This is a genomic window from Saccharopolyspora rectivirgula DSM 43747 (assembly GCF_000497205.1).
Classification (GTDB): domain Bacteria; phylum Actinomycetota; class Actinomycetes; order Mycobacteriales; family Pseudonocardiaceae; genus Saccharopolyspora; species Saccharopolyspora rectivirgula.
Map to the genome: position 1 here is coordinate 34,887 of NZ_AYJW01000005.1, position 20,760 is coordinate 55,646.

At 69.8% G+C, this 20,760-nt stretch carries 18 protein-coding genes; 9 read left to right on the plus strand and 9 right to left on the minus strand.

The features are described from left to right. Positions 1-26: 26 nt before the first annotated feature. Both mptB and pknB read right to left on the minus strand, forming a co-directional pair. A complete protein-coding gene (mptB, locus tag SREC43747_RS0102555; protein WP_168156618.1) occupies positions 27-1,568 on the minus strand; it encodes a polyprenol phosphomannose-dependent alpha 1,6 mannosyltransferase MptB in 1,542 nt (513 codons plus the stop codon). A 156-nt stretch (positions 1,569-1,724) separates the two neighbouring features. Then, positions 1,725-3,689 carry a Stk1 family PASTA domain-containing Ser/Thr kinase gene (gene pknB / locus SREC43747_RS0102560; RefSeq protein ID WP_029719593.1) on the minus strand — a complete coding sequence of 655 codons (1,965 nt, stop codon included), beginning with the start codon at positions 3,687-3,689 and terminating at the stop codon, positions 1,725-1,727. A 200-nt stretch (positions 3,690-3,889) separates the two neighbouring features. Here pknB and SREC43747_RS0102565 point away from each other — a divergent pair, with 200 nt between their 5' ends. Further along, complete coding sequence (locus tag SREC43747_RS0102565; RefSeq protein ID WP_201768611.1) at positions 3,890-4,255, plus strand: Rv2175c family DNA-binding protein; 366 nt, start codon at positions 3,890-3,892, stop codon at positions 4,253-4,255. On the opposite strand, the gene crtI is transcribed toward SREC43747_RS0102565, so the two are convergent. Together crtI and SREC43747_RS0102575 are read right to left on the minus strand one after the other, a co-directional pair. Further along, positions 4,252-5,721, minus strand: coding sequence for a phytoene desaturase family protein (gene crtI / locus SREC43747_RS0102570; protein ID WP_029719595.1), 1,470 nt, complete (start codon positions 5,719-5,721; stop codon positions 4,252-4,254). The two genes, SREC43747_RS0102565 and crtI, sit on opposite strands and share 4 nt — an antisense overlap. Continuing rightward, positions 5,721-6,848, minus strand: a complete 1,128-nt coding sequence (locus SREC43747_RS0102575) for a polyprenyl synthetase family protein (RefSeq protein ID WP_236622988.1) — start codon at positions 6,846-6,848, stop codon at positions 5,721-5,723. The genes crtI and SREC43747_RS0102575 overlap by 1 nt, the downstream gene beginning before the upstream one ends. A gap of 108 nt (positions 6,849-6,956) precedes the next feature. Here SREC43747_RS0102575 and metF point away from each other — a divergent pair, with 108 nt between their 5' ends. Next, complete coding sequence (gene metF, locus SREC43747_RS0102580; RefSeq protein ID WP_029719597.1) at positions 6,957-7,844, plus strand: methylenetetrahydrofolate reductase [NAD(P)H]; 888 nt, start codon at positions 6,957-6,959, stop codon at positions 7,842-7,844. A gap of 6 nt (positions 7,845-7,850) precedes the next feature. Here metF and SREC43747_RS0102585 read toward each other — a convergent pair whose 3' ends face one another. Beyond that, the gene (locus SREC43747_RS0102585) at positions 7,851-8,525 is read right to left on the minus strand and encodes a DUF3153 domain-containing protein (RefSeq protein WP_029719598.1); all 675 of its coding nucleotides are present in this window, start codon (positions 8,523-8,525) and stop codon (positions 7,851-7,853) included. A 94-nt stretch (positions 8,526-8,619) separates the two neighbouring features. Between SREC43747_RS0102585 and SREC43747_RS0102590 the strand changes: the two genes are divergently transcribed. Continuing rightward, complete coding sequence (locus SREC43747_RS0102590; protein WP_029719599.1) at positions 8,620-10,302, plus strand: DUF885 domain-containing protein; 1,683 nt, start codon at positions 8,620-8,622, stop codon at positions 10,300-10,302. 39 nt (positions 10,303-10,341) lie between these two features. Here SREC43747_RS0102590 and SREC43747_RS0102595 read toward each other — a convergent pair whose 3' ends face one another. Then, a complete protein-coding gene (locus SREC43747_RS0102595) occupies positions 10,342-10,923 on the minus strand; it encodes a GNAT family N-acetyltransferase (protein WP_029719600.1) in 582 nt (193 codons plus the stop codon). A gap of 242 nt (positions 10,924-11,165) precedes the next feature. Between SREC43747_RS0102595 and SREC43747_RS0102600 the strand changes: the two genes are divergently transcribed. Then, the gene (locus SREC43747_RS0102600) at positions 11,166-11,609 is read left to right on the plus strand and encodes an SAV_6107 family HEPN domain-containing protein (protein WP_029719601.1); all 444 of its coding nucleotides are present in this window, start codon (positions 11,166-11,168) and stop codon (positions 11,607-11,609) included. Then, positions 11,606-12,376: a maleylpyruvate isomerase mycothiol-dependent enzyme family protein gene (locus tag SREC43747_RS0102605; protein WP_236622989.1), complete on the plus strand. Its 771-nt coding sequence runs from the start codon at positions 11,606-11,608 to the stop codon at positions 12,374-12,376. Before SREC43747_RS0102600 ends, SREC43747_RS0102605 begins: the two co-directional genes overlap by 4 nt. A gap of 187 nt (positions 12,377-12,563) precedes the next feature. Here SREC43747_RS0102605 and SREC43747_RS0102610 read toward each other — a convergent pair whose 3' ends face one another. Further along, the gene (locus SREC43747_RS0102610) at positions 12,564-17,153 is read right to left on the minus strand and encodes an ATP-dependent helicase (protein WP_408005216.1); all 4,590 of its coding nucleotides are present in this window, start codon (positions 17,151-17,153) and stop codon (positions 12,564-12,566) included. Positions 17,154-17,175: 22 nt separating this feature from the next. Continuing rightward, positions 17,176-17,301 carry a hypothetical protein gene (locus tag SREC43747_RS22130; protein ID WP_269077837.1) on the minus strand — a complete coding sequence of 42 codons (126 nt, stop codon included), beginning with the start codon at positions 17,299-17,301 and terminating at the stop codon, positions 17,176-17,178. 33 nt (positions 17,302-17,334) lie between these two features. Between SREC43747_RS22130 and SREC43747_RS20460 the strand changes: the two genes are divergently transcribed. The 4 genes from SREC43747_RS20460 (at position 17,335) to SREC43747_RS0102635 (ending at position 20,118) form a co-directional block, all read left to right on the plus strand. Then, positions 17,335-17,529, plus strand: coding sequence for a DUF3046 domain-containing protein (locus tag SREC43747_RS20460; RefSeq protein ID WP_029719604.1), 195 nt, complete (start codon positions 17,335-17,337; stop codon positions 17,527-17,529). A 229-nt stretch (positions 17,530-17,758) separates the two neighbouring features. Continuing rightward, positions 17,759-18,802 (plus strand): recombinase RecA, encoded by a 1,044-nt coding sequence (recA, locus tag SREC43747_RS0102625; protein ID WP_029719605.1) that lies wholly within the window; start codon positions 17,759-17,761, stop codon positions 18,800-18,802. Positions 18,803-18,810: 8 nt separating this feature from the next. Further along, entirely contained in the window at positions 18,811-19,401 is a 591-nt protein-coding gene (locus SREC43747_RS19545; RefSeq protein WP_081722394.1) for a regulatory protein RecX, read from the plus strand. Between the two features lie 48 nt (positions 19,402-19,449). Further along, entirely contained in the window at positions 19,450-20,118 is a 669-nt protein-coding gene (locus SREC43747_RS0102635) for an HAD family hydrolase (protein WP_236622990.1), read from the plus strand. 17 nt (positions 20,119-20,135) lie between these two features. Here the strand turns inward: SREC43747_RS0102635 and eda are convergent, their stop codons facing one another. Continuing rightward, positions 20,136-20,756 carry a bifunctional 4-hydroxy-2-oxoglutarate aldolase/2-dehydro-3-deoxy-phosphogluconate aldolase gene (gene eda / locus SREC43747_RS0102640; protein ID WP_029719608.1) on the minus strand — a complete coding sequence of 207 codons (621 nt, stop codon included), beginning with the start codon at positions 20,754-20,756 and terminating at the stop codon, positions 20,136-20,138. Positions 20,757-20,760 lie beyond the last annotated feature (4 nt).

Genomic DNA, 20,760 nt, shown 5'->3' on the forward strand with positions numbered 1-20,760 from the left:
TCCCGGGCCCTCCTTCGTTTCGCGGCTCACCTCTTGGAAGCGAGCGACTGCAACGCGGAGCGCGCTCCCAGCGGGTCGTGCTTGAGCAGGGAACCGGCGGCCAGCAGGGCGGCGGCGATGCTCACCGCGACGAACGGCCCGTTGTACATGGCCTGCTCGCCGTCCGGGTAGTAGGCCAGGGTGAGCAGCACGGTGCCCCCGACGACCCAGGACATGGCCCGTGGCTTCCACGGCAGCGCGCAGGCCAGTGCCATTCCCCAGCTCAAGTACCACGGCAACACGGTCGGGGAGAGCAGTGCGGCGGCGAAGAGCACTGTTGCGGCCCGGCGCACTGCTCCGGCGCCGCCATCGCGGGCCTGCCACCAGTTCCACACGCCGAACGCGACGAGGACGAGGATGCCGATGAGTCGACCCGCCTCCACGAACGGTCCCATCCCGACGTCCAGGAAAACCGTTGCCAAGCTGTGCAGGAACTGCCCGAAGGCGGTCGGGAGCGACAGGTAGTTGATGATCAGCCCAGGTGCGGACAGCGCCGGGAGCCACCCCAGCCCGGTCCCCGTGAGCAGCATGACGGACCCGAAGACCACCGCGAAGATGCTCAGCGCGGGAAGCACAGCGCGGAAGAAGCGCTCCCAGCGAGGCCCGGTCAGCCGCGCGGCCCAGACCCACACCAGGAACGGCAGGGCCAGGCCGGCCGTGGCTTTGACGGCCATGGCGAGGGTGACGACGGCGATGCCGCTGCCGTGCCGCCCGTTCAGCACCAGCAGCGTTCCGCCTGCCAGCAGCCCCACCACCAGCAGGTCGTTGTGCGGTCCGCCCACCAGTTGGACGACGGTCATGGGGCTGGCAACGGCCAGCCACAGCGCCACGGGTAGCCGGCCGCCGAGGTGGCGCACCAATCCGGGCAGCGAGCAGACCAGCAGCACCAGGCCGCAGAGCAGCACCAACCGGGTGAGGATCACAGCGGTGATGATGTTCTCCCCGGCCAGCAGCACGAGGACCTGCGCGATGCCGATGAACAGCGGCCCGTACGGGGCGGGTGTGGTCATCCAGACCGGATGGACGTTCTCCGGGATGGGGCCGGTGAGCACGGCTGGCCCCAACAGGTAGGGGTCGAGCCCGTGCAGCGCCAGCAGCCCCTGGCCCAGGTAGCTGTAGACGTCCCTGGTGAACAGCGGAGCGGCTACCAGCATCGGGGTGATCCAGGCGGCGGCAGCTGTCAGCACGGCTCGGGCGTTGACCAGGTGCGCGAGCACTCCGCGCCCCAATCGCACCCAAGCCCACACCAGCAGCGCGAAGCCGGCGTAGACGACCGCGGTGGCCAGGTCTCGGCCGTGGCCGAAACGCCACGCGGAGAGCGGTCCGGTGCCGAGCAGCGGATCGCTGACGAGCGTGCCGCCCGCGCCGAAGGAGCCGCCCAGCATCAGCACCGAGCCGAGCGCGCCCAGAGCGATGGTGCGCCAGGGCAGTGACGGGTCCAGCAGCTGCCGAACAGCGGTGCGCAGATCTGCGGTTCCCGCAGCAGCTCGGTCGGGACGGTCTGGAATTGCAGAAACACTCGGGGCCATGTCGGGCCCAATGCTTCCACAATTAACTCGCTGTTAAGCCCGTGAGCACGAGTGATGTCGTGCTGACCGGTCCGGGTGAACCGCAGTCCGGATATCAGCGCAGGTGAGACATACCGGACGAAAGCGTTACACCCGGACAGGTGAAAATGATCACAGCTAGAAAGCTGTGACGTGGATCGTGCTCCCGGGCTCGACCTTGCTTCCGGGCAGCGGCAACTGCCCCAGCACCACCGCACGGGGACGCTGCCACGGCGACCGCACGTCGAGGTTCAACCCCAGCTGCGCGGCCAGCTGCTGCGCCTGGTCCACCTGCTGTCCGGTGAAGTTGGGAACCGTCACCGCGTTGGACACCACCACGCCTATGCGGGGGCGTCCCGCCAGGCGCACCTCGGTCCCGGCAGCGGGATCCGTGCGGATCACGTGTCCGGCCTCGATGTCGGAGTCGAACTCCTGGGCGGCTTCGAACGGTTCGAAGCCCGCATCGCGCAGCGTGGCGAACGCCGATTCCAGATCCATCCCGCGCACGTCCGGCACCTGCACCGGAGGAGCACCTTTGCTGACGATCAAGGTCACCTCGGAGCTGACGTCCAGCCTGGTGCCGGGCGCCGGGTCGACCCCGATCACCCTGCCTTCGGGCACCGTGCTGTGGTACTGGTTGGCGCTCTCGTCCAGGCGCGGTTGCAGCTTGGCGTTGCGGATCTTCGCTTCCGCCTCCGCCACCGTGCTCCCCGGAGCGATCTCGGGCACCTGCGGTTTGCCGAGGGAGACCACCAGCTCGACCTCGCGTCCCTGCGCGAGCCGGGATCCCTCCTCCGGGGAAGAGCTGATGACCACGCCCTCCGGAACCGAGTTGTCGTACTCCTGCGTGATCTTCGGGGTGAGCCCGACTTCGTTCAGCGCTTGTCGGGCTTCGGCTTCCGGCTTGCCGGTCACCGGCGGAACCGTCACCGTCTCGGCGGAGCCGAACCAGTAGGCCACTCCACCGATGAGCGCGGCGAGGGCCAGCACCGCGATCGCCCACAGAACGCCGGGGCGGCGCTTGCGGGCGGGCTGCTTGGCCGCGGGCTCGCGCACCGCCGGGAACTCCTCGGTGCGATCGTCTTCCCCAGCGGGGCGGGCGAGCGCCCGGGTCCCCTGGGGGCCGGCGGGTTCGGCGGCTGCGGACAGCTGTTGGGTCGACGGGGCGTCGTCCTGCGGCAGCTGGACCGTGCGTTCGGCGCTGGCCACGGCCTCGACGGGAACGACCGGGATGTCCAGCTGCTCCCGGAGCTCGCGCAGTTTGGCGAGCATGGCCTCGGCGTTCTGCGGGCGAGCCGCGGAGTCCCGCCGGGTGGCCTGGAGGACCAGTTCGTCGACCTCGGGCGGGAGGTCGGGAACCTCCCGACTCGGCGGCGGAACGTCGTCGTTGACGTGCCGGTAAGCGACCGAGAGCGCGGTGTCGCCGACGTACGGCGGGGTGCCGGTCAGCAGTTCGTAGAGCACGATGCCGGCCGCGTACACGTCCGTGCTGGGGTCGGCCGCGCCGGTGGTGACCTGCTCCGGGGCCAGGTAGGCGACCGTGCCGAGGATGATGCTGCCGCTCGTCGTCCCGGCGGAGGCGGCGGCGCGGACCAGTCCGAAGTCGGCGACCTTCACCGAGCCGTCGTTGCCGATGAGCACGTTCTCCGGCTTGACGTCCCGGTGCACCATCCCGGCTTGGTGGGCGGCGGACAGGGCGGAGAGCACCGGCTCCATGACGCTCAGCGCCAGCGGCAGGGGAAGCCGCCCGTGCTCGTGCAGCAGGTCCCGCAGGGTGCACCCCTCCACCAGCTGCATCGTCAGGAAGACCAGATCTCCGTCGGGCGACCGGTCCACTCCCTGGTCGTAGACCGCGACGATGTTCGGGTGGTACAGCTGGGCCGCGGCGCGGGCCTCTCGTTCGAACCGTTGCACGAACGAGCGGTCGCCGCTGTACTGGTCGTCCATGACCTTGATCGCGACCGGTCGATCCAGTCGCGTGTCCAGACCGCGGTAGACAGCTGACATCCCGCCGCGGGCGATGAGGGAGTCGACCCGGTACCGGCGCTCGAGCGTGCTGCCGACTAGGCTCGCTCCGCGCCCGGATCGTGTACTAGGAGTCATGTTCCGCCAACTGCCGGGTACTGAATTCCAGTCCGATTGTTGCAGGTATACCCCCGCTCCTGCGGGGACGCCTCGGAAACCAGGAGGCTGTGGCCCGCACCGCGATGATCGCAAGTGGTCCGGTGGCCGCTCCAGCTCAACTCACAGTTAACCCGTCCGGTGCAAAGCGAGGCTGTGGGGCGTATGGCATCGTGTGCACTGTGAGTGCTATCCCTGCAGCCCCGGATGTGCTCGCTCCAGATGTGGAGGTCCTTCCGCTGCCCGATGTTGCGGAAAGGCTCGGGCAGCCGATCACCCGGGTGCACCAGCTCATTCGCGAAGGACAAGTGGTAGCTGTGCGCCGGGATGGCGTGCTTGGGATTCCTGCGCCGTTTTTGACCGACGCAGGTGTGGTCAAAGGACTTCCCGGGACCATCACGCTGCTCCGGGACGCCCGCTACCAGGACGACGAAATCCTGCGCTGGCTGTTCACCCCGGACGACTCCCTGCCGGGTACCCCGATCGACGCGCTGCGGGGCAACCGCGGCCGGGAGGTGAAGCGGCGGGCCCAGGCGATGGGGTTCTAGGCCCGGCCGGTCACCCGCTGGGCGGCGAGCTTGCCGGAGAGCAGCACCGGCGGCACGCCCACTCCGGGAGTGGTTCCCGAACCGGCCAGCACGGCGTTGGCCAAGCCGCGGACCATGTTCCCCGGCCGGAACGGACCGGTCTGGGTGAACGTGTGCGCGGCTGAGAAGGGGGTTCCGACGGCGTGCCCTTGGGCTGCCCAGTCGAGCGGGGTGACAGCGTGCAGCAGCTCGACGTCCTCAGCGGTTGCGGGGAAACCGCGATCGCTGAGGACGGTCAACAGCTCCTCGCAGTACGCCGGTCCGATCCGCTTCCAGTCGATCCGGCCGACCTCCAGGTTCGGGCAGGGAGCCAGCACGTAGTGCAATTGCCGCCCGTTCGGCGCGAGTTCCGGGTCGGACGCCGTGGGACGGGTCACCAGCAGTGACGGGTCCGACATCAGTCGGCCGCGGTGGATGATCTCGTCGAAGGTCCTCCGCCACGACTGCCCGAAGCTGATCGTGTGGTGGGCGTCGGTCCAGCCGTGGGTGCTGGCGGCGTGCAGCACCACCGCGGACGGTGCCCAGCGCACCCGGCGGCGCCGGCGGACGCCCAGCAGCCGGTCGGCGACCGGCAAGTCCGCGGTGATCACCACCGCGTCAGCGGCGATGCGCTCCCCGGTCGAGGTGTGCACGGCGGTGATCCGGTCGCCCGTCCGCTCCAAGCGGCGGACCTCGCTGCTGTACTGGAACTTGACGCCGGCGTTCGCAGCCACCTCGGCCAGCGCGCTCGGCACCGCGTGCATCCCGCCCTTGGGGAACCAGACCCCGTGCACGGTGTCCATGTAGGAGATGACCCCGTACAACGCCAGCGCCCGCGCCGGGTCCAGCCCCGCGTACAGCGCTTGGAACGAGAACACCCGGCGCAGCCGCTCGTCGGAGATGAACCGCCGGATGGCCGTGTCGAGCCGGCCGAACCCGCCCAGCGCGGTGAGCTGGAGCAGCTCCGGGCGCACCAGGTCCAGCGGGGAGTCGAAGTTGGCGTCGATGAAGCGCTGCTCTTCCACTCGGTAGAGCTGGGTGAGCCACCGGCGCAGCCGGCGGTAGCCCGCGGCTTCGCCCGGGCCGGCGAACCGGCGGATCTCCGCTTCCATGGCGGCTCCGTCGGTGTGCACGTCCAGCACCGAACCATCGGCGAAGTGGGCGCGGTAGGCCGGGTGCAGCGGCACGAGCTCCAGGTGGTCGCGCATGCTCGCACCCACGGCGGCCATCGCTTCCTCGACGTACTCGGGCATGGTCAGCACCGTCGGCCCGGTGTCGATCAGATGCCCGCGGCGGGCCAGCCTCCCGGCCCGGCCGCCGGGGGAGTCCTCCCGCTCCACGACGGTGACCTCTCGGCCTGCTCCGGCCAGGTGCAGTGCGGCGGAGAGGCCGGCCAGCCCAGCGCCGACGACCACCACGTGATCGGTGGGTCCGGTGACGGTGCGCATCAGTAGCTGCGGTCGGTGACGGCGACGGCGAGTTCGGCGAGCCGCGAGGCGGCCGGTTCGGCGAGGCTCGCCGAGTGCAGCGCCATCATCGCCGACCCGGTCAACTCGGTGATCCGCTTCTCCACAGCGGTCACCGCCCCGAGCTCGGTCAGCAGTTCGCGGGCCTGCTCCACGTGCTCCTCCTCCAGCTGCGGATTGCCGAGCATGTTCCGCAGCATCTCCAAGGACCGGCTGTCGTGCTGGTCGCGGGCGCACTCGAAGGCCTCCGCGATCAGCACCGTGCGCTTGCCCTCGCGCAGGTCGTCCCCCGCCGGTTTGCCGGTGACCACCGGGTCGCCGAACACCCCGAGCAGATCGTCCCGGAGCTGGAAGGCCACCCCGATGTCGGAGCCGAACCGGCGCAGCGCGGTGATCGTCTCCGGGTCGGCCCCGGCGATTTCCGCGCCGAGCTCCAGCGGCCGCTGGACCGTGTAGGAGGCGGACTTCAGCTCGCAGACCCGCAGCGCGGCCTGACGGGTGTCGTCCTGGCGGTACTGGCCGAGGATGTCCAAGTACTGCCCGGCGAGCACCTCGGTGCGCATCGCCCGCCACGGCCGCAGGGCCCGGGCGAGCGCGGCAGGGCTCAGCCCGGCCGAGTGGAACAGGTCATCGGCCCAGGACAGGGCCAGGTCGCCGAGCAGCACCGCGGCTGCCATGCCGAACTGCCTACTGTTGCCGCTGTAGCCGGCAGCCCGGTGCAGCTGCTCGAACTTCCGGTGCACCGTCGGGTTGCCGCGCCGGGTGTCGGACTCGTCGATGAGGTCGTCGTGCACGAGCGCACAGGCCTGCAGCAGTTCCAGTGCGCTGGCGGCCCGCAGCGTCGCCTGCGCTTCCGGGCCGTGATCGGCACCACCGGCGGCGCGCCAGCCCCACCAGGCGAAGGTGGGCCGGAGTCGTTTGCCGCCGCCCAGCACGAAGTCGGTGAGTTCGGTGACCGCTGCGGCGAACGCCGGATCGAGCTCGGCGGTGTCGGCTCGTCGGGTTTGCAGGTACTCGGTCAGGACGCGCTGCACCTGACCTGGGAGATCGGCTTCCACGAGGGGGTCCTTGTCGGCGACGTCGTTGGTTGCCAAATCAGTAACGGGCACGTCTCCATCCTCCGCGATGGAGTTTCGGCGCGAAGCGCGGGTCTGGCCCTGCTGTCCCAGCAGTTGGACCGGATTCGATGCGGAGCGGTGGTTGCCTATTCTTGGCGCATGACTGCGGTGGTTGATCGGCTCAACACCGGGCGCACCAGTTTCTCGGTGGAGTTCTTCCCACCGCGCAACGAGGACGAGGAGCGGTTGCTCTGGCGAGCGGTCCGGGAGGTGGAACCGCTCGACCCGGCCTTCGTCTCGGTGACCTACGGGGCCGGCGGGTCGACCCGGGACCGCACCATCCGCACGACCGGGCGAATTGCGAACGAAACCACGCTCACCCCGATGGCGCACCTGACCGCGGTGAACCACTCGGTGGCCGAGCTGCGCAACGTCATCGGCTGGTACGCGGCTTCGGGAGTGCGCAACATCCTCGCGGTCCGCGGCGATCCCCCGGGAGACCCCAACGGGGAGTGGGTGCCGCACCCGCAGGGGTTGACCTACGCGGAAGAACTGGTGCGGCTCATTCGCCAGCTCGGGGACTTCTGCGTGGGAGTGGCCGCCTTCCCGCACGGGCACCCGCGTTCGGCGGACCTGGAAGTGGACGCGGACCACGTCGCCCGCAAGATCCGGGCCGGAGCCGACTTCGCGATCGCCCAGCTGTTCCTGGAGCCCGAGCACTTCCTGCGGTTGCGGGACCGGTTGGCCAAGCGCGGCTGCGAGGTCCCGCTGCTGCCCGGGATCATGCCGATCACCACGCCGAAGGTGCTCGCCAAGTTCCAAGAACTGGCCGGGGTCCCGGTGCCGGACCGGGTCAGCGACCAGCTGCTGCCGCTGGCCGAGGACCGCGCTGCTTTCCGCGCGGCCGGGATCGAGCTGACCACGGCGCTGTGCGAACGGCTGATCTCCGAAGGCGTGCCAGGACTGCATTTCTACACCTTGAACAGATCGACGGCGACCAGGCAGGTCGTCACCCAACTCGGACTGGCCGGGATCGCGGTGGGCTGAGCGCTGCTACGGCTGCTGGGCACGGGCCTGCAGGTGGTGCCGCAGCGCCAGCATTCCGACCAGCACCGTCACCGCCAGCACGGGAGCGCTGAACAGCAGCGTCCAGCCGAGCCACCCGGCCCCGGCCCGACTGGTGAACTGGTACGTCGCGAAGACCTCGCTCACCTCGCCGGGCTCCAGCGTCCAGTTCACCGTGCCGGCGCTCTCCTTGCCGTTGGTGTTGGTGATCTCCCCGGGGGCGCTGATCTCCAGCACGACCGAGGTGTCCGTGTTCGCCAGCGGCGTGAGGTCCGCTTCGCCTTCCACGGTGACCAGGGACCCGGACCGGTGGAGCTGGAACTGGAACCGGTTGTCGGTCGGGCTCAGCGCATTGGCCAGTTGGTTGACCTCGTCGAAGGAGAGGTCTTCGAAGGACAGGTGGGAGCCCGCACGGCCGTCCTTGGTGTACGGGCGCACTCGGACCCGGTCCTCCAGGGATTCGGGAGGCTCCAGTCGGAACGGCACCTGGCCGTCCGGGGTTTGCGTGGACACCAGGACTTCGCCGGACACCGAATCATCACCCGAGATGGTCAGGGAAGCGTCGACGTGCATGCAGCCGGCGAGCAGTGCACAGATCACCATGGACACCGCGAGCAGCAGCGCTCGCCAGCGGTGTCGTGCTCGGGAAGGATTGCCGTTCATCGCGGAGATATTCCCACTCCGCACCGGTTTTCGCCGGGTTGCGAAGTCTCGCCAGAGAGGTGCGCCGCGGCTGTCGCGCGATAGCGTGGCCAGCATGGGAGCTGACCACGAAGGTGTGCACGAGATCAGCGACCGGTTCGTCGACGAACTGGCCGAGCTCGATCCGATAGCCGCGACCTACCTGGGGGTGCCCGGGGGCGAGGACGAACTGACGGACTACTCCCCGGACGGCCACCGGGCCAGGGCCGAGCTGGCGCGCCGCGCCTTGGAAGCGGTGCGGCGGGCCGAGCCCGCTGACGAGTCCGAGCGGATCGCCCGCGCGGTGTTCGTGGAACGGGTCGGGTTGGACGTCGAACTCCACGAAGCCGGGGCGGACATGTCCTCGTTGAACGTGATCGCCAGCCCGGTGCAGGACCTGCGCCAGGTTTTCGACCTGATGCCTGCGCAAACCCCGGAGGACTGGCAGCACATCGCCCGGCGCATGGCGGCGGTTCCGGAAGCGGTGCGCGGCTTGCGGGCCGGATTGCTCGAGGCGGCGAGGAACGGGAACGTCTCCGCGGCTCGGCAGGTCACCCGGGTGGCGGAGCAGTGCGATGCCTGGGCCGGTCGCGGGAACCGGAAGTCGTTCTTCGATTCGCTGGCCGAGCGCGCCGAAGGGGTTCCGGAACAGCTGCGCGAGGAGCTGCGGGCCGGTGCTGGCGCCGCGGCCGAAGCGTTCGGCGAGCTGGCCGACTTCCTGCGCACCGATCTGCTGCCGGTCGCTCCTGCCAAGGACGCGGTCGGGGCCGAGCGGTACCAGCTCTGGTCCCGGTACTTCACCGGAGCGCAGCTCGACCTGCAGGAAGCCTACGAGTGGGGATGGCAGGAGTTCACCAGCATCGAGGCCGAGATGAAGGAGGTGGGCAACCGCATCAAGCCGGGGGCGACGCTGGCGGAGGCGGCTGCCGCCCTGGACTCGGACCCCCGATACCTGGTCCACGGCAAGCAGGCGTTCCAGGAGTGGATGCAGCAGCTGTCGGACCGGGCGCTGGGCGATCTGCGCGACCGGCACTTCGACATCCCGGACCCGTTGATGCGCTTGGAGTGCCTCATCGCCCCTCCCGGTGGTGGGGTCGGCGCCTACTACACCGGGCCCACCGACGACTTCTCCCGGCCTGGCCGGATGTGGTGGTCGGTTCCGGAGGACAAGGACGTCTTCCCGACTTGGCGGGAAACGTCCACTGTCTACCACGAGGGGGTGCCCGGGCATCACCTCCAGGTCGGTACCGCGGTGCACCAGGCGCAGTCGTTGAACAAGTTCCAGCGGCTGGCGTGCTTCGTCTCCGGGCACGGCGAGGGATGGGCGTTGTACGCCGAGCGGCTGATGCGGGAGCTCGGTTACTTCACCGATGACGGCGACTTGCTCGGCATGCTCAACGACCAGCTGTTCCGCGCCGCCCGGGTGGTCGTCGACATCGGGATGCACCTGGAGCTGGAGATCCCCAAGGGCACCGGCTTCCACGAAGGGGAGCGGTGGACACCGGAGCTGGGCCTGGAGTTCATGCTCACCCGCACGATCGCGGAACCGGCCCACGTGCGGGACGAAGTGGACCGCTACCTGGGCTGGCCCGGCCAGGCTCCGTCGTACAAGCTGGGCGAGCGGTTGTGGCGGGCGGCCCGGGACGAGGCCAAGCAGCGCTACGGGGACGCGTTCGACGTCAAGGACTTCCACACCCGAGCGCTGCGGATGGGCCCGATGGGGCTGGACACGCTGCGCGAACAGCTGGCCCTGCTCTAGGTTCCGGTGGCGGGCGCCGGTGCGCGGCGCCCGCCGCTCTCACCGCTCCGCGGCCGGAGGGTCGAGGGGGAGGGGACGGCCCAGCACGGCGAACGGCCGAGGATCCCCGTTGAACCGGTAGTTGCGCAGCACGTCCACGAAACCCACCCGCCGGTACAGCCGCCACGCCCGGGTGGGGCCTTCCGGGGTGGACAGCAGCACTTTGCTCGCGGTCACGCCGCTGAGCAGCCGGCGCAGGATCTCCTCCCCGAGCCCGGCACCTTGGCTGGCCGGCTGGACGTGCAGTTCGGTCAGCTCGAAGTAGTCGGTGAGCCACTGCTCGGTCTTCTGCTGGTCGGGCAGCAGACCGCGGCGGACTTGTTCGTGCCACCACTGGCCCGGCGCGCCCAGGTACCCGTACCCGATGCCGATCAGCTCGTCCTGGTCGTTGAAGGCGCCGATGCAGCGCCAGCCCTCGCGGAGCCGGTGGGCGAGCCACATCGGGGCGCGCTGCTGCGCGGTGGAGGGCGGGTACTTCATGGCCGTCACGTAGATCTGCAGGGCCTCGTCCAGCCGATTCCGGAACTGATCGGCGGTCAGTTCGGCGATTCGTTTGCAGCGGGGTGATGGCGCAGCGGTCACGTGCTGACAGTAACTGTTTTGCGCGCCGCGGTCCTTCTGGGCCGACGAGATCATCTGATCGGACATCTGCGGCCCGTCCTTCACCGTCAGGAGTTAACTCCTGACTCTTCGCTTGCAGCCCTTCTGCGCCGGCGGCTATATTCGAACTCGAGTTCGTCGAACTGGAGTTCGACAACGATCGGCGGTCGTCCGCCGGTCGCGCGTCGGGCTCTGAACTCGGCCTGTTGCAGAGGAGAACACCGATGCCCTTCTCCGGCGGTTTTTCCATCCCGAGCCCGAGGTGCTCAGCCGAGGACTGCGAGGACTTCCAGGTGCCGAGCACCCCCTCGGTAGCTTTGACCAGGCTGTTGGAGGCTCGAGCGCACCTGCGCCAGGCATCCCGGGAGAGCAGTCCGGCCCGTTGCTACGCGGCGGCCTACCTGGCCGCCCTCCGGGTGGCGGCGGCAATCGCGTTGGACCGTTCCCAGCTCGCCGACCGGCGCCCGCAGAGCGCCTGGAAGCTGCTCGACGATGCCGCGCCCGAGTACACCCAGTGGGCGCAGTTCTTCGCCGCTCGTTCGCAGCGCCGGTTGCTGGCCGAATCCGGCTCCTCGTCGATCACCGCTGCTGAGGCGGCGGAAATGCAGCAGCGGGCCGCGGAGTTCCTGCAGGCCGCCTCCCGAGGGCTGTCGGGGGTTGCGCGGTGAGCCGGGGACCGCTGATCGACTACGGGCGGATGCTCGAGCTGCTGCAGGCCGAAGCGCGATTGCTCGTGGCAGCCGCGCAGGGCGCACCGCCGGATTCGCCGACCGTCGGGGTTTCCGGGCGGACGCTGGGGGAGACCGTCCGGTACGCCGGTGACCTGTGCGAAGACGTGCTGAGCTGGCTGGGCGCCTCGGAGGAAGCGGCTCGGCGGTGGACCGTTCCGAACGACCCCACGATCGGTCAGCTGACCAGTCGATTCGCTCTGCGACTAGCTGAACTGCTCGAGCAGCTGCGCGTTCGCTCGCCGGAAGACCCCTGCCCCAGTTGGTGTCCGGTGGACCGCACCGTGCGGTTCTGGGCCCGGCACGTGCTGCACAGCACCACGGTGCAGCGGGTGGACGTGCAGACCGCGGCCGGGGTGGAGATCAGTCCGATCGACGAGGACGCCGCGCTCGACGGCATCGACGAAACCCTGCGCGTCTGGTTCGGCCACCGGTTGAACGCGCTCGGGATCGTCCCGTCCAAGAAGTGCTCGGTGGCGGTCTCGTCCGGTGGTCGGAACTGGTTGGTCACCACCGGGCCCGAGGTGGCCGTGGTGGACGGCTCCGATGTCGAGGCCCCTGCTGCCGCGGACGCGGTGGTGACGGGAGTTCCGCAGCGGGTTTGCCTGTGGCTGCGCGGGCGGCTGCCGAACCACGCGGTCAGCACAGGAGGGGATCCCGATGCGGTCGCCCAGCTGTGGGGGCTGTTGCAGGTCTGCACGAAGTAGCCCGGGAACCGGCCGCGGGGCGGTGATGCGACGGACGCAGCACCGCCCCGCGGTGTCCGCATTGCTGTCTCGTCGCGCTCGATGTCGGGAGCAGGAGCGGAGGAGGCGCTCCGATGCGACCCGTGCGCGGCGGCCGTCCGAACGGGCTGAGCACCACGCGGGGAACGGTCCGCGGAAGGGCTTCACCTCAAGCGCGAATGCGGAGTCCCTGCGGGGTGACCCGAAAACCGGCTTCGGTGAGGACCTCCGCCAGCCGGGAACCACGAGCGCCTTCCCCGTCCGCTCGCTGCACCACGAGCTTTTCCAACCAACCCTTCTCGACAGCTTCGACCAGGGCCTTCGCCGCCTTCCGCAGGTCCTCTTCCTGTTCGGTGAACGACAGCAGAGACCGACCGCCCCGCTCCACGTAGAGCACCGGTTCCCCGCGGACCAGCACGACCAGCGCACCGGCTTTGCGTCCCGGCCGGTGCCGCGTGCTCCCCACCGCCTCCGGCCAGGGCAGCGCCGCGCCGTACGGTTGCGCTGGATCGGTCGCGGCCAGCACGACGGTGTCCGAACTGGAACCGTCGTCGCTGCGGGAGAACGCGCGCAGCCGGTCGACAGCTCCCGGGACGGCGAACTGGGCAGCTCCCAGGCCTTCCACGATGTACCCCCGGCGGCAGCGGCCGGCCTCCTCCATCGCCCGCAGCACCTTGTACACCGCGGAAAAACCGCCGGAAACCCGTTCGACGTCCAGCGCTCCTCGGGTGAGCACGCCGTGGCGCTCCAGGAACGCCTCCGCCCGGGCGTGCGCTCGCCGAGTGGGGTCGGTCTCCAGTTGCGGGACCAACGACCACCGCCCGGACACCGTGGGCGGACCGGTCCTGGTGGGCATGGCCGGTCGGCTGGCCCGCAACCTCGCGTACCGGCCGCGCGGCGCACGGCGCCGGGGCCGGTGGGCGGCTCCGCTCCCGGAAACCAGCACGCGCAGCGGGGCGAGCGTGTCGTTGGTGACGATTCCCGACCACACCAGGTCCCACAGGGCTGTGACGACCGCTTCGTCCGCAGGGGCTTCTTCGCCTTGCTCCAGCAGCAGAGCGCCGACCCGGTCCGCGAGCTGGCGGAAGAACAGGGCGCCGCCGTCCAGAGCGGAGACGACGCTGCGGTGCAGCGGGGAATCGTCCTGCTGCTCGGGCGGATCGGGCAACAGCAGGTCCGCCACTTCCGCGGGAGCCAGGGCGATCCACCCGTCGCTCCCGGGGAGGGAACCGGCCCCCGCCCAGACCACCTCACCGGTGGCGGTCAGCTCGTCCAGCAGGGACGGCGAGTAGCCGGGGAGGCGTGCGGGCAGCACCAGCGACTCCAGGGCGCTGGCCGGCACCGGTATCCCGGCGAGCTGCTCGACCACCGCGTACACCTCGTCGGGGGTGGGGGTGCCCCGCCGTCGCCCGCCGATGCCGTGCCAGGCGGGCAAGAACCTGCCGTAGACGGCCGGCTCCACCGGTTCCATCTCCTTGCGGAGTCGGGCCAGCGAGGCGCGGCGCAGCCTGCGGAGCACTTCGGCATCGCAGTACTCGAGCGCGGAACCGCCGCCGGCGTCCAGCGGTCGCAGCTCGCCGCGGACGAGTTGGCCGGTCCCGGTCAACCGGTCCAGCGCGCTGTGCACGACCGCCACCCCCAGGCCGAACCGCCGCGCGGCTGCTTCGGCGGTGAACGGGCCGCGGTTGCGGGCGTACCGGATGAGCAGTTCCCCGAGCGGATCCGCGGTGGGTTCGGTGAACGCTTCCGGCACCCCCACCGGCAGCGCCACCCCCAGCGCGTCGCGCACCTTCCCGGCGTCCTCGACGGGAATCCACCGGTCTTCTCCGGCGATGCGGACCTGCAGCACGCGCCGCTGCGCTGCCAGTTCGGCCAACCACTCCTGATCGACACCGCGTTGCGCGGCTTCGGCGGTGGACAGGTCGCCCAGCGCGTGCAGCAGGTCGGCGGTCTCTTCGGCGTTGCGCGCTCGTCGGTCCGGGGCGAGGCGCTGCAGCTGCTGCTCCGTCTCCAGAACCACCTCCGGGTCGAGCAGTTCCCGCACGGCTTCCGCACCCAACAGCTCGGCCAGCAGCTCGGGGTCCAGGCTCAGCGCTGCCGACTTCCGCTCGGCCAGCGGTGTGTCCGCTTCGTACAGGAACGTGCCCAGGTAGCCGAAGAGCAGGCTGCGGGCGAACGGGGACGGGGAAGCGGTCTCCACTTCCACGACGCGGACCTTGCGGGACGCCACCTGCGTCATCAGTTCGGTCAGTCCGGGCAGGTCGTAGACGTCTTGCAGGCACTCCCGCATCGCCTCCAGCACGATCGGGAACTGCTCGTACTTGGCCGCGACGGCGAGCAGCTGGGCGGCCCGCTGGCGTTGCTGCCACAGCGGGGTGCGCCGACGCGGATCGCGGCGCGGCAGCAGCAGCGCCCGGGCGGCGCACTCCCGGAAGCGGGCGGCGAACAGGGCGGAGCCACCGACCTCGTCGGTCACGAGTTGCTGCACTTCATCGGGTGGGACGAGCACGTCTTCGGCGGTGGGCAGGATGTCCCGCCCGCTCTCGTCGAGGGCGTCGGTGAGCCGGAGCACGATCCCGTCGTCGGAGGAGGCCACCTGGGGCTCCACACCGCGACGTTCCCTGATGCGCGCGGCGATCGCCAACGCCCACGGGCCGTTGACCTTGGCGCCGAACGGGGAGTGGACGACCAACCGCCAGTCGCCGAGCTCGTCCCGGAAGCGCTCGACGACGATCGTCCGGTCGTCGGGCACGTGCCGGGTCGCCGCCCGCTGCTCATCCAAATAGGACAACAAGTTGTCCTGCGCCCACTCGTCCAGGCCCGCCTCGGCCAGCCGACTGCGCGCCGCGGTGGGGTCCGAACCGGTCAGCTCCCGGATGAAGCGCCCCATCGCTCTGCCCAGTTCCAGGGGGCGTCCTGGCGAATCCCCCTTCCAGAACGGCATCCTCGCCGGTTGGCCGGGAGCTGGGACGACGACGACCCGGTCGTGGGTGATGTCCTCGACCCGCCAGGCGCTGGTCCCGAGCAAGAAGGTGTCGCCCACCCGGGACTCGTAGACCATCTCCTCGTCCAGCTCGCCGACGCGGCGACCGCCCCGGTCGTCCCCTTCCCCGGGCGTGGTGACCTTGAACAGGCCGCGGTCGGGGATGGTGCCTCCGGAGGTGACCGCGAGCCGTTGCGCTCCCGGTCTGGCGCGCAGCTCGTCGTTGACGCGGTCCCAGACCAGGCGGGCCCGCAACTCGCCGAACTCCTCGCTGGGGTACCGGCCGGAGAGCATGTCCAGGACCGCGTGCAGCGCGGAGTCCGGCAGACCGGCGAACGGCGCTGCTCGGCGGACCACCGAGGCCAGCCGGGAGACCGACCAGGTGTCCATCGCCACCATCGCCACGATCTGCTGGGCCAGCACGTCCAACGGGTTGCGCGGGAAGGACAGCGCTTCGATCAGACCGTCCGACATCCGCTCGGACACCACGGCACAGCCGATGAGGTCCCCGCGGAACTTCGGGATGACGACTCCCCGGGAGACCGCGCCGACCTGGTGCCCACCGCGTCCTATGCGCTGCAAGCCGGAGGCCACGCTGGGCGGTGTTTCGACCTGGACGACCAGGTCCACGGCCCCCATGTCGATGCCGAGCTCCAAGGAGGACGTGGCCACGACGCAGGGCAGTTGCCCGGTCTTCAGCTCTTCTTCGACAGCGGCCCGCTGGTCCTTGGACATCGATCCGTGGTGCGCCTTGGCCACCACCGGCAGCGTCGTGGTGGCCACCCCGGAAGCACCCACCGCCTGCGCGGGGAATTCGGTCATCGGCTCGGGCTCCTCGCTGGCCAGTTCGTTGAGCCCCGAGGTGAGCCGTTCCGCCAGCCGGCGGGAGTTGGTGAACACGATCGTGCTGCGGTGCTGGCGGATGAGCTCCAGGATCCGCTGCTGCACCGAGGGCCAGATCGAGGTGCGCTGCTCGGGCCCGGAGGCCGGACCGGTCACTTCACCGGTGGTGGTGCCGAGCTCGGCCAGGTCGGGGACGGGGACCTCCACCTTGATCTCGACCTCTTTCGGGTGAGGCGGCTGGACCACCCGCACCGCGCGACCGCCGGCCAGGAACGTCTGGACTTCTTCCACCGGTCGCACGGTGGCGGAGAGCCCGATGCGCTGGGCCGGTTTCACCAGCAGCTCGTCCAAGCGCTCCAGCGACAGTGCCAAGTGCGCGCCGCGTTTCGAACCGGCCAGCGCGTGCACTTCGTCCAGGATCACGGTTTCGACCCCGCGGAGCGCTTCCCGCGCGGCCGAGGTGAGCAGCAGGAACAGCGACTCGGGTGTGGTGACCAGCACGTCCGGTGGGGTCCGGGCGAACGAGCGGCGCTGTTCGGCGGGGGTGTCGCCGGTGCGGATCCCGACGCGGATGTCGGGTGGTGGTTCGCCGCGGCGCCGGGCGACCTGCCGGATGCCCGCGAGGGGGGAGCGCAGGTTGCGCTCCACGTCGACCGCCAGGGCTTTCAGCGGGGACACGTAGAGCACTCGGCAGCGCTTCTGCGGATCGGCGGGCGGGCCTTCGGCGGCCAGCCGGTCGAGCGCGTGCAGGAAGGCGGCCAAGGTCTTGCCGGATCCGGTGGGGGCCACCACCAGGGTGTGCTCACCGGCCGAGATGGCCGGCCAGGCCTCCCGCTGGGCCCGGGTGGGGTTGGCGAACGCTCCCTGGAACCACTCCCGGGTCACCGGTGAGAACGCGTTCAGTGCTTCGGCCACTCCTCCATGCTGACGCATCGGGCCGACAACGCCGGCCTGGTCAGCGGCGGCGGTCCCAGAGGAAGCGGACGCACAGGCCGATGACCACCAGCAGCATGGCCGCGATCACCACTTTGCCCAGTGGTGTGGAGAGGCCGGTGGGGTCGGTCTGCAGCAGCAAGAGCATGTGCCCAGCGTACGGGCGCTAGGCTGGCGCTCGATGCGTCACACAGTTTTTCGCCGCCGGATGGCTGAGGAGTTCGGGCGGGTCCGCGCCGAGATGCTGGCGCAGGACCACGTGATGTCCGCCTTGGGCGGTCGCACCGTCAACGAGGCCCTGGAGGCCGGGGTGCCGCCCAAGGAGGTCTGGCTCGCGGTTTGCGAGACCTTCGAAGTGCCGTGGGAGCGCCGGTAGGCGCGCCGGCTCCTCCAGGGCCGCCTTTTCTCACTCGTTCGGGTGGACGTGCTGGCGTGTCGGGCAGGCGGTCGAATATTCGTTCGACTAGGATTGGCTAGTGCGGGATCGGGCTGTCCACGATCTGTAGCCCCGTGTGTGGATTGTCGGTCCCGGGTCGTAGCGTCGGAATTGACGAGACGGCGAGCGGCTCAAGACGAAGATCAGATCTGACCGAGGTGGACCCCCGATGGCAGCAGCGACACCTGACAAGAACAAGGCGCTAGAGCTCGCCCTTGCCCAGATCGACAAGCAGTACGGCAAGGGATCGGTCATGCGGCTCGGCGACGAGACGCGGACGCCGATCGAGGTCATCCCGACCGGTTCCATCGCGCTGGACGTGGCGTTGGGGATCGGTGGGCTGCCGCGGGGGCGCATCGTGGAGATCTACGGTCCCGAGAGCAGTGGTAAGACCTCGGTCGCCCTGCACGCGGTGGCCAACGCGCAGAAGCTCGGCGGCACCGCGGCCTTCATCGACGCCGAGCACGCGCTGGACCCCGAGTACGCCAAGGCGATCGGGGTGGACACCGACTCGTTGCTGGTGTCCCAGCCGGACACCGGTGAGCAGGCCCTCGAGATCGCGGACATGCTGATCCGCTCCGGCGCGCTGGACATCATCGTCATCGACTCGGTGGCCGCGCTCGTGCCGAAGGCGGAGATCGAAGGCGAGATGGGCGACAGCCACGTGGGTCTGCAGGCCCGTCTGATGAGCCAGGCGCTGCGCAAGCTGACCTCCGCGCTGTACAACGCCAAGACGACGGCCATCTTCATCAACCAGCTCCGGGAGAAGGTCGGCGTGATGTTCGGTTCCCCGGAGACCACGACCGGCGGCAAGGCGCTGAAGTTCTACGCTTCGGTGCGCCTGGACGTGCGGCGCATCGAGACGCTGAAGGACGGCTCGGAGCCGGTGGGCAACCGCACCCGGGTCAAGGTGGTGAAGAACAAGGTCGCGCCGCCGTTCAAGCAGGCGGAGTTCGACATCATCTACGGCACCGGGATCAGCCGCGAGGGGTCGCTGATCGACATGGGTGTCGATCAGGGCATCATCCGCAAGTCCGGCGCCTGGTACACCTACGAGGGCAGCCAGCTCGGGCAGGGCAAGGAGAACGCCCGCAAGTTCTTGCGGGAGAACCCCGATGTGGCCAACGAGATCGAGAAGAAGATCAAGGAGAAGCTCGGCATCGGAGCGCAGGTGGATGCCGAGGACTCCGAGCAGGCGCCCGTCGACTTCTGATCCAGCTGATGTCTAACGGTGCAGGCCGGGAAAGCGACCGGACGGGCCGCTTTCCCGGCGGTTCCCCCGGGCCGGAGGGCGAGCGCGGTGGTGCGCAGTTCTCCGATGCCGAACGACGCGCCCGGGACGTCATCTACCGCCTGCTGGCGGCGCGCGCTCGCAGTCAGCAGGAGCTTCGGCAGGCGCTGCAGCGCAAGGGGATAGACGAGGAAACCGCCGAGCGGGTGCTGCAGAAGTTCGTCGATGCCGGGTTGGTGGACGACGCCGCGTTCGCGCGGGACTGGGTGCGGTCTCGTTCGCGCAGTCGTGGACTGGGGCGCAAAGCGCTGGGCTTCGAGTTGCGCCGCAAGGGCGTCGACGAGTCCCTGATCGAAATCGCTTTGTCAGAAGTGGACAGCGATGACGAAGAGGAGCGCGCCCGGGAGCTGGTGCAGCGCAAGCTGCGGACGATGACGATCGGTGATCCGGTGGTCGTCACGCGCCGGCTCATCGGCATGCTGGCCCGCAAAGGTTATTCGGAAGGTCTCGCGTTCCGCATCGTCCGAGAAGAACTCGAGAGATCCGGTGCTGGCACCGAGTTCGACTCGGAGGTTCCGTAGTCACAAAAGCTACCGGGGGCACGTCCGCAGCCTCTAGAGTCGCCGGCTGTGGAAGCCACCGAAGACCCGATGCACATCGTCTGGGATTGGAACGGAACGCTCTTCGACGACAACCACGCCGTGCTCTCCGCGGTCAACGCGGTGTGCGCGGAGTTCGGTCGAGCGCACATCGACTTGGAGACCTGGCGCTCGATCTACAGCCGCCCCTTGTGGACGTGCTACGAGCGCCTGCTCGGCCAGTCGTTGAGCGAACAGGACTGGGCCCGGATCGATCAGCGGTACCACGAGGTCTACCGGGAGCTGCTGCACACCTGCGACCTGGCCGACGGGGTGCCGGAAGTGCTGGAGAAGTGGGCTGCTGACGGTCGGTCCCAATCGCTGCTGTCGCTGTGGTTCCACGACGAACTGGTGCCACTGGTGACGGACTTCGGCATCCACCGCTTGTTCACCCGCGTGGACGGGTTGCGGGAAAAGGTGGGCGGCGGCTCCAAAGCCGAGCACTTGAAACGGCACCTGCAGGCCCAACAGCTCGACCCCGCCACGGTGGTGTTGGTGGGGGACGTGCTGGACGACGCCCACGCGGCTCAGCAGGTCGGAGCCCGCTGCGTGCTGGTCACCACCGGCGTGACCGGTCGGCGAGAACTGGAGAAGACCGGGTTCCCGGTGGCGGATTCGATCGTCGAAGCGGTCGGGCTCGTTGGTGCCGGCCTGTCCTGACCGGCACCAACGAAGGTTCAGCGCAAGCTGGCGGCTTCCCGGGCCAGTTCTTCGACCCGGCCCCATTCGCCGGCGGCCAGCAGGTCCTTCGGAGCGAGCCACGAACCCCCGACGCAGCCGACGTTGGGCAGTGCCAGGTAGCTCGCCGCGTTCTGCGGGTTGATGCCGCCGGTCGGGCAGAACCGCAGCTGCGGGAGTGGGCCGGCGACCGCTTTCAGGAAGCCGACCCCGCCGCTCTGCTCGGCGGGGAAGAACTTCATCGCCGACAGGCCGCGTTCGGCCAGCCGCATCGCTTCGGAAACGGTGCTGGCTCCGGCCAGGAACGGAACCCCGGCACTGTCCAAAGCGTCCAGCAGGCGCTCGGTGGAGCCGGGGGTGACCAAGTACTGGGCTCCCGCCGCGACCGCAGGCTTGATCTGCTCCGGCTCCGTGATGGTCCCGGCTCCCACCACCATCTCCGGAACCGCGCCGGCGATCCGCTCGATGGCGTCCACCGCGGCGGGGGTCCGCAAGGTGACTTCGATGGTCCGGATGCCGCCGCGGAGCAGAGCCTGCGCCAGCGGAACCGCCTGCGCGGCGTCGTCGAGTGCCACCACCGGGATGACCGGGGCCAGCTGGAGTACTTCAGCGGTGTCCATGGTG

Coding starts and splice junctions, on each gene's coding strand:
- mptB (WP_168156618.1), bottom strand. CDS start 1,568: ATGGCCCCGAGTGTTTCTGCAATTCCAGACCGTCCCGACCGAGCTGCT.
- pknB (WP_029719593.1), bottom strand. CDS start 3,689: ATGACTCCTAGTACACGATCCGGGCGCGGAGCGAGCCTAGTCGGCAGC.
- crtI (WP_029719595.1), bottom strand. CDS start 5,721: ATGCGCACCGTCACCGGACCCACCGATCACGTGGTGGTCGTCGGCGCT.
- metF (WP_029719597.1), top strand. CDS start 6,957: ATGACTGCGGTGGTTGATCGGCTCAACACCGGGCGCACCAGTTTCTCG.
- SREC43747_RS0102585 (WP_029719598.1), bottom strand. CDS start 8,525: ATGAACGGCAATCCTTCCCGAGCACGACACCGCTGGCGAGCGCTGCTG.
- SREC43747_RS0102590 (WP_029719599.1), top strand. CDS start 8,620: ATGGGAGCTGACCACGAAGGTGTGCACGAGATCAGCGACCGGTTCGTC.
- SREC43747_RS0102600 (WP_029719601.1), top strand. CDS start 11,166: ATGCCCTTCTCCGGCGGTTTTTCCATCCCGAGCCCGAGGTGCTCAGCC.
- SREC43747_RS0102610 (WP_408005216.1), bottom strand. CDS start 17,153: ATGCGTCAGCATGGAGGAGTGGCCGAAGCACTGAACGCGTTCTCACCG.
- SREC43747_RS22130 (WP_269077837.1), bottom strand. CDS start 17,301: ATGCTCTTGCTGCTGCAGACCGACCCCACCGGCCTCTCCACACCACTG.
- SREC43747_RS20460 (WP_029719604.1), top strand. CDS start 17,335: ATGCGTCACACAGTTTTTCGCCGCCGGATGGCTGAGGAGTTCGGGCGG.
- recA (WP_029719605.1), top strand. CDS start 17,759: ATGGCAGCAGCGACACCTGACAAGAACAAGGCGCTAGAGCTCGCCCTT.
- SREC43747_RS19545 (WP_081722394.1), top strand. CDS start 18,811: ATGTCTAACGGTGCAGGCCGGGAAAGCGACCGGACGGGCCGCTTTCCC.
- eda (WP_029719608.1), bottom strand. CDS start 20,756: ATGGACACCGCTGAAGTACTCCAGCTGGCCCCGGTCATCCCGGTGGTG.